This is a genomic window from Neisseria sp. Marseille-Q2251, assembly GCF_940793045.1.
GTDB lineage: Bacteria > Pseudomonadota > Gammaproteobacteria > Burkholderiales > Neisseriaceae > Neisseria.
Genome location: NZ_CALNWV010000067.1, coordinates 1 through 7,446, shown reverse-complemented (window position 1 = coordinate 7,446; position 7,446 = coordinate 1). Strand labels below are relative to the sequence as shown.

Annotated in this window: 5 protein-coding genes and 2 pseudogenes; 4 read left to right on the top strand and 3 right to left on the bottom strand. The window is 53.0% G+C overall.

What is annotated here, in order from left to right:
* Window positions 1–608: 608 nt before the first annotated feature.
* A pseudogene (locus tag AAG834_RS13300) lies at window positions 609–1,166 on the top strand (transposase); the annotation flags it as partial.
* Window positions 1,167–1,220: 54 nt separating this feature from the next.
* Here AAG834_RS13300 and AAG834_RS13295 read toward each other — a convergent pair.
* Entirely contained in the window at window positions 1,221–2,564 is a 1,344-nt protein-coding gene (locus AAG834_RS13295; RefSeq protein WP_003755202.1) for an FAD-dependent oxidoreductase, read from the bottom strand.
* A 218-nt stretch (window positions 2,565–2,782) separates the two neighbouring features.
* Window positions 2,783–3,682 carry a LysR family transcriptional regulator gene (locus AAG834_RS13290; RefSeq protein WP_040667829.1) on the bottom strand — a complete coding sequence of 300 codons (900 nt, stop codon included), beginning with the start codon at window positions 3,680–3,682 and terminating at the stop codon, window positions 2,783–2,785.
* A 179-nt stretch (window positions 3,683–3,861) separates the two neighbouring features.
* Between AAG834_RS13290 and AAG834_RS13285 the strand changes: the two genes are divergently transcribed.
* Window positions 3,862–4,827 (top strand): TIGR03571 family LLM class oxidoreductase, encoded by a 966-nt coding sequence (locus AAG834_RS13285; RefSeq protein ID WP_003755193.1) that lies wholly within the window; start codon window positions 3,862–3,864, stop codon window positions 4,825–4,827.
* 130 nt (window positions 4,828–4,957) lie between these two features.
* Window positions 4,958–6,721 carry a monovalent cation:proton antiporter-2 (CPA2) family protein gene (locus tag AAG834_RS13280; protein ID WP_003755191.1) on the top strand — a complete coding sequence of 588 codons (1,764 nt, stop codon included), beginning with the start codon at window positions 4,958–4,960 and terminating at the stop codon, window positions 6,719–6,721.
* A gap of 71 nt (window positions 6,722–6,792) precedes the next feature.
* Here AAG834_RS13280 and AAG834_RS13275 read toward each other — a convergent pair whose 3' ends face one another.
* Entirely contained in the window at window positions 6,793–7,017 is a 225-nt protein-coding gene (locus AAG834_RS13275; RefSeq protein ID WP_033002664.1) for a hypothetical protein, read from the bottom strand.
* A 122-nt stretch (window positions 7,018–7,139) separates the two neighbouring features.
* Here AAG834_RS13275 and AAG834_RS13270 point away from each other — a divergent pair.
* Window positions 7,140–7,446 (top strand): annotated as a pseudogene (locus AAG834_RS13270) (transposase); the annotation flags it as partial.

The following is a 7,446-nucleotide window of genomic DNA, read 5'->3' as shown; positions in this document are numbered from 1 at the left end:
GTGGGAAGCGGTCGATGTGTTTGGCAATCATGGCTTGGGCGGTTTGCTGGAAGAAGGTGCTCATGAGAAATCCCCTAAATGTCTTGGTGGGAATTTAGGGGATTTTGGGGAATTTTGCAAAGGTCTCAATCCGCCTGTGTCAATAAAAGTGTAAAAAAGAGAAACCTTATTTTATAAGGTTTCTCTCATTTTTTTGTGTTATATTTTACAATATTTAATTATATGTAACTCAAAATGGTTGTTTCTATATTATAAAAAAATGTAAATTGTATAATCGCTCAAAATCAATTAGTTGATTTTAATATTTCAATTTATCGCATAAATATGTAAAAATAAAGTGAAAAAGACCAAATTTTAGATCTTATTTTTTACACGGCGTTATAATCTCGCGCACATTTTGTCACTATTTCGCTATCGTTTTGTCATCGCGCAATGACAAAATGGCTGCAAAGCGATATGCCAATCAACATCAAAACGCTCCATAGCAGCTCTGAACAGCAATTTGATAAAAGCATAAGGAATATCGCAAATACTTTACCGCCAAATTCCTTCCTATACACCGAGATCTTTGCAAAATCCCCCTAAACTCCCACCAAGACATTTAGAGGATTTTCCATCGCTTCCCACTATTGAAGTTGGATCAAGTGATTGATTGGCAACCGATCGAACAGTACCTGAATCGTCAAAGAACCCGCTACCTTAGAGACCATCGTGGCCGTCCCGCCTATCCACTGCTGTCCATGTTCAAAGCCGTCCTGCTCGGACAATGGCACAGCCTCTCTGATCCCGAACTCGAACACAGCCTCATCACCCGCATCGACTTCAACCTGTTTTGCCGTTTTGACGAACTGAGCATCCCCGATTACAGCACCTTATGCCGCTACCGCAACTGGCTGGCGCAAGACGACACCCTGTCCGAATTGCTGGAACTGATTAACCGCCAACTGACCGAAAAAGGCCTAAAAATAGAGAAAGCATCCGCCGCCGTCATTGACGCCACCATTATTCAAACTGCCGGCAGCAAACAGCGTCAGGCTATAGAAGTCGATGAAGAAGGACAAGTCAGCGGCCAAACCACACCGAGTAAGGACAAAGATGCCCGTTGGACAAAGAAAAACGGCCTCTACAAACTTGGTTACAAACAACATACCCGCACCGATTCTGAAATCGCTTTCAGACGGCATTTCCGTATCAAGTGCGGTCGTTTTACAACCAGTTTTTTAGCAGCCCGCGAACAAATCGTTCAGCCCTTCGGCGATGGTCGGGTGGGTGAAGATTTGGTTTTTGATGTAGGTGGCGGGGATGCGGTGATCGATCGCCATTTTGAACAGGTTGATAATCTCGTGCGCTTCGGCGCAGAACAGGGTTACACCGAGAATTTCGCCGCTGTGCGCGTCCACCACGGCTTTGAGCAGGCCGTCGGTTTGGTTGAGGATTTTGGCTTTCGGAATTGCGTCGGCTTTCAGTTTCAACACTTTCACCTCGCGCCCCGATTGCTGCGCGGCGGTTTCGGTTAAGCCGATATGAGCGAGCGGCGGCTCGGTAAAGGTGGCGGTCGGGAACGGGGTGCGGTCGGCGCGGTTGCGTTTGCCGTCGCCGAAAAGCTGTTCGCGCACGATGCGGTAGTCGTCGAGCGAGATGTAGGTGAACATCGGGCTGCCCGCCACGTCGCCCATCGCCCAGATGTGGTTTTTGCCTTGCACGCGCAGATGGTCGTCAACGAGGATGAAGCCGCGCTGGTCGGTTTTGATGCCCGCGTTTGTCAGACCCAATCCTTGCGTGTTCGGCACGCGCCCCACGCCCACCAACACCGCGTCGGCGGTAAATTCGCCTTGCGACGTGATGACGCTGGTGTCCGCCGTATTGTCGCGGAACGCTTCAATCTTCACGCCTTGCAACACCTTGATGCCTTTGCTGTTTAATACGCGCAGCATTTCTTCGGCGATGTCGCGATCTTCACGCGGCAGGAAGCGGTCGCCGCCGTCGAGAATGGTGATTTCGCTGCCGAAAGCGTGGAACATAAAGGCAAATTCCAAGCCGATGTAGCCGCCGCCGATGATGACGAGGCGGCGCGGGCGTTCGTTCAGCGCGAGCACACCGGTGCTGTCCAGTACGCGCGGGCTGTCTTCGCCCGCCACACCCAGGCGGCGCGGGGTGGCACCGGTGTTGATGAAAATGCGTTCGGCGGTAAGGGTTTGCTCGCCGCCGTCTGGGTCAGTCAGTTTGACCGTGCGATCGTCGAGAAACTCGGCGCGCGCGTTGAGCACGGTTACGCCGTCCAGATTGTCCAGTTTGGCGAAATTGGCGGCGCGCAATTTCGGAATCAGGGTGTTTTTCGCGTTCATCGCCGCCGCAAACACTGCCGCTTTGTCGGCGTTATGCCCGCGCTGCTCGCTCTCGACAATCAGTTTTTTGCTGGGAATACAGCCGATGTTGATGCAAGTGCCGCCGTACATCTGCGCCGACTGTTCCACCAGCACGACCTGCTGCCCGTGTTTCGCCAAATCTGCCGCCAGCGTTTTGCCCGCTTTGCCAAAGCCGATAATAAGATTTTGTGTGTGCATAATTTGTCTCTGTGAAATGATGGATTGCGCGCCAATTATATACCTTATCGATTTATTTTTACATGAGACCTTTGCAAAATCCCCCAAAATCCCACCAAGACATTTAGGGGATTTTGGGGGATTTTGCAAAGTTCTCAGGCCGTCTGAAACCCGGAATTAGGTTTTCAGACGGCCTTTTTTGTTTTTCAGGCAGCTTTTTTGGAATGGCCGGCGGCATCTCAGACGGCCTTCCCCCACGCTTCCCCCATCATATCCACCAACGCCCGCACTTTGGGCGAGAGCTGTTTGCGGCTGGGATACACCGCCATCACGGGCACGGGTTTGGATTGGAAATCATTTAAAACGCTTTTCAGGCTGCCTGAATCGAGGGCGGTTTGCACCAGATAATGCGGCAGTTGCACGATGCCGAATGCGGACAGCGCGAGTTCCAGCAGGGCTTCGCCGTTGTCGGCGCTGAAGCGTCCGCTGCCTTGGAAGGTGGTTTCTTTGCCTTTTTGCTGGAAACGCCAGCGGCTGACGCGGCCGCCGTGTAGGAAATGCAGGCATTGGTGGTGTGCCAAATCGTCGGGGCTTTGCGGCGTGCCGTGTTGAACGAGATAGCCTGGGGCGGCGCAGGTGAGCATTTGCTGGCTGCCGACGGTGCGGGCGATCAGGCTGTCGAATTGGGGCGGGTTGCCGTTGCGCAGAGCGAGATCGTAGCCGTCTGAAATCAGGTCGGCGTAGTCGTCGGTGAGTGAGAGTTCGACGCTGGTTTGCGGATAGCGGTGGAGAAAATCCGCCAACAGCGGCGGCAAGATGGTTTTGCCCAACACCAGCGGCGCGCTGATTTTCAGACGGCCTTGCGGCTCGATGCTGCGTTGGGCAAGGCATTGCTCGGCGTTTTCCAGCTCTTCCAACACGGCGGTGCAGCGTTCGTAAAACAGCCGCCCTTCATCGGTGGGCGCAAGGTTGCGCGTATTGCGCTGCAAAAGGCGCACGTTCAACCGCGCTTCAAGGCGGGCGATGCGTTTGCCGATGGTGGAGCGGGTCAACCCGAGTTGTTTGGCGGCGGCGGTAAACGAGCCGCTTTTTACGCTGGCGACAAAGGCGGTCATATCGTTGAGATTGTTGAGTTCCATAAATTTTTCTTGCGCAGATCGGGCATTTATGCCCGACAAATACAGGTAAATTTAAAAACGTCGGGCATCAATGCCCGACCTACATTTGGTATTTTCTTGCCCGAGATTAGGGAAGCACATTCCCGAATAAAACAAATATACTTCATCCCGTGCAAAAACACATCACAAGGAGCAAAAAAATGACTGCGCTGAAATTACCCGAACGCCTGCAAAACCATCGCGGTTTCGCCCGCACTTTCCAACCGGGCAAACTCACATTGGGCCTGATTGCGCCCTTCAAAGGCTATCCCGACAGCCCCGTGCCCGAAATGGACGACTTCGCCACCGTGATAAAAGCCGCCGACCAAAGCGGCATTGCCACGCTGTGGGTGCGCGATGTGCCGTTTTACGACCCGAGTTTTGGCGATGTCGCGCAGATTTACGACCCGTCGGTAACGCTGGGTTATCTCGCCGCGCTCACCCAAAACGTTGCGCTCGGCTCGGCGGGCTATGTGTCGCCGCTGCGCGAACCGGTGCTCACCGCCAAAGAAGCCGCGTCGGTGGAACAAATCAGCGGCGGCCGCTTCCTGCTCGGCTTGGCCAGCGGCGACCGTCCCACCGAATACCCCGCCTTTGCCTCCGATTTCAACAACCGCGCCGAACGCTACCGCGAAGCGTGGCAAATCATCCGCCGCCTGACGCAGGAAAAATTCCCCGCATTCAATAGCGAACACTACGGCAGATTCAGCGGCAATTTGGACTTGGTGCCCAAACCCGCACACGGTTTGCCGATGCTCGCCATTGGCCGCGCCCGCCAAGAGCTGGAATGGATTGCCCGCGAAAGCGACGCATGGATTTGGTACGGCATCGCCCCCGAAAAACTGGGCGACATCGTCAACACGCTCAAAGAATTGGGCGACGGCGAAACCTGGAAACCCTTTGGCGTGGCGAATTTCGTCGAACTCTTGGAAGACCCGAACGCGCCCGCCGAGTTCTACAATAACATCTACCTGCGCGGCGGCGCCAAAGGCATCGTCGAGTTTTGGCAGAAACAGCAGGCCGACGGCGTGGCACACATTACCGTGAACTTAAAACCCACACGGCGCGGCGCGCTGGAAACCATTCAGGATTTCGCCGAAAACGTGATACCGCATTTTGCGGTGTGAGATTTGGGGGTTTCAGGCTGCCTGAAATGCTAAACGCCGTCTGAATCCATTTTTCAGACGGCTTTTTTGTGTTACGGCGATTTTTCTTTATAATACGAAAAATTTTTATGAATTAACAAAGGCTGGAATTATGGCAGTAGAAGCAGCTAACGGCGATTTATTGCACGTGGTGGAGTTATTGGGGGCGGCGGTAGTTGCCGTGCCGTTATTTAAACGTTTAGGTCTAGGCTCAATTCTGGGTTATTTGGCTGCGGGGCTGGTTATCGGACCCTTCGGATTAAAGCTCGTTACCGATTCCCACGCTATTTTGCATATTGCGGAATTCGGCGTGGTGATGTTTCTGTTTTTGATCGGGCTGGAAATGAAGCCGTCGCATTTATGGAAATTGCGTAATCAGATTTTCGGCTTGGGTACCCTGCAGGTGACGTTTTCCAGTCTGTTCCTTACCCAAATCGGGCTGGCTTACGGTTTTCCTTTAGTGATGTCGTTTATTTCGGCGGTAGGTTTTACACTCACCTCCACCGCAATGGTCATGCAGATTATGGACGAACGTCATGAAATCAGCACACCGCAAGGTCAGCGCATTGTCTCCATTTTGCTGTTTGAAGATTTGCTGATTGTGCCCATGCTGGCGATTGTAGCATTTCTAGCACCCGATAATCCCAATGCCGTTGCCGATGCCGTACCGCTATGGCAGAAAATCGGTGTTGCCGCGCTTTCTTTGGCAGCGTTGATTGCGACAGGTATTTGGCTGCTCAATCCGCTGTTTAAAATTCTGGCAAAATCCAAAGCACGCGAGGTGATGACTGCCGCCGCGCTGCTGGTGGTACTCGGTGCGGCTTATTTAATGGAGCTGGGCGGTCTGTCTATGGCGATGGGTGCGTTTCTGGCGGGAGTGCTGCTGTCGGAATCCGACTTCCGTCATCAGCTTGAAGCGGATATCGAACCGTTCCGAGGCCTTTTGCTCGGGCTGTTTTTCTTAGCTGTCGGGATGTCGCTGGATGTGGCAACGGTGCTCAATAACTGGAAGGTAATTCTTTCCGCCACTGTACTGATGATTATCTTGAAATGCCTTGCCATTTATGGAGTGGCGCGTTTTGCCAAAGCAAGCCATCGCACCGCGATACACCGCGCCGTACTGATGTCGCAGGGCGGTGAATTCGCCTTCGTATTACTCGCCTCCGCTGCCGTACAACGGGCGATTAATGCGGAAGTGCTAGCGAATATGACGGCAATCGTGGTGCTCTCCATGATTATGACACCCTTCAGCGTTATGCTGTTCGACCGCTATTTCAAAGAACCCCGCGCAGCTGTGGCAGTGGATGATGTGGAAGAACATGCGGGCGAACTCAACGGCAACGTGCTGATTATCGGATTCGGGCGCATGGGGCAGGTGGTCAGCCAAATGCCGCTAGCCTACGGTGCCACCATTTCCATTCTGGACAACGATCCCGACACCATCAACGTCGCACGCGAATACGGTTTCAAAGTCTATTACGGCGAAGCCACCCGCGCCGACGTGCTGCATGCCTGCGGCGTAGAACACACCGACATCGTAGCGGTATGCGTGGACGACGGAGAAAGTGCGGTCAGAATTGTGGAAAATATTCATCATATCAACCCGAACGCCAAGGTGTTCGTGCGCGCCTGGGACAGACGCAATGCGCTGGCCCTAGTGAAAGCGGAAGCGGATTTCGTAGTGCGCGAAACCTTCTATTCTTCCATGAAAATGGGCGATGAAATCGTCAAGGCATTGGGTGCTAGCGTGCAGGAATTACGTGCCATACACGACAAAGTACGCGACGCCGACAAAGAACGCTTCGCTTTGGAAATTGCCGGCAAGGAATTTGAAGGGCGCAGATTACTATTGGGGAATATAAAGAAAAATTCGTAAAATAGACCGCACTTTTGTAGCTGCAAGCGATGGAATTTAAGCGAAAAATTGCAAAAATTCCACCGCACTTTTTACGCCCGTTCGGAACGCAGGCGGTGTTGGCGGATGTTTTTCAGCAGGCGGAACAGTTCCGCCCACGCGGAGCGTTTCGGCTGCGGGGTGTTGCCTGTGCCGATGAGCTTCATTTGATAAGCATACCAGCCCAGTTCGAGAAAGCCGCCGAGCTTGCGATCGATGAATCCCAAGCCTGTGCGGACGGCGGGCAATTCCGCTTTTGCCAATCCGCCCGATAACATCCGTTGCGGCAAATCGGGAATGAGTGCAAATAGTATTTCAGACGGCCTTTTAAGGTTTCTACATCTATATTTTAGTCGGCGAACTGTTTTTTCATTCGTTCGCGTCGCTCTTGCGCTTCTACGGACAATGGCACAGCCTCTCCGATCCCGAACTCGAACACAGCCTCATCACCCGCATCGATTTCAACCTGTTTTGCCGTTTTGACGAGTTGAGCATCCCCGATTACAGCACCTTATGCCGCTACCGCAACTGGCTGGCGCAAGACGACACCCTGTCCGAATTGCTGGAACTGATTAACCGCCAACTGACCGAAAAAGGCCTAAAAATAGAGAAAGCATCCGCCGCCGTCATTGACGCCACCATTATTCAAACTGCCGGCAGCAAACAGCGTCAGGCTATAGAAGTCGATGAAGAAGGACAAGTCAGCG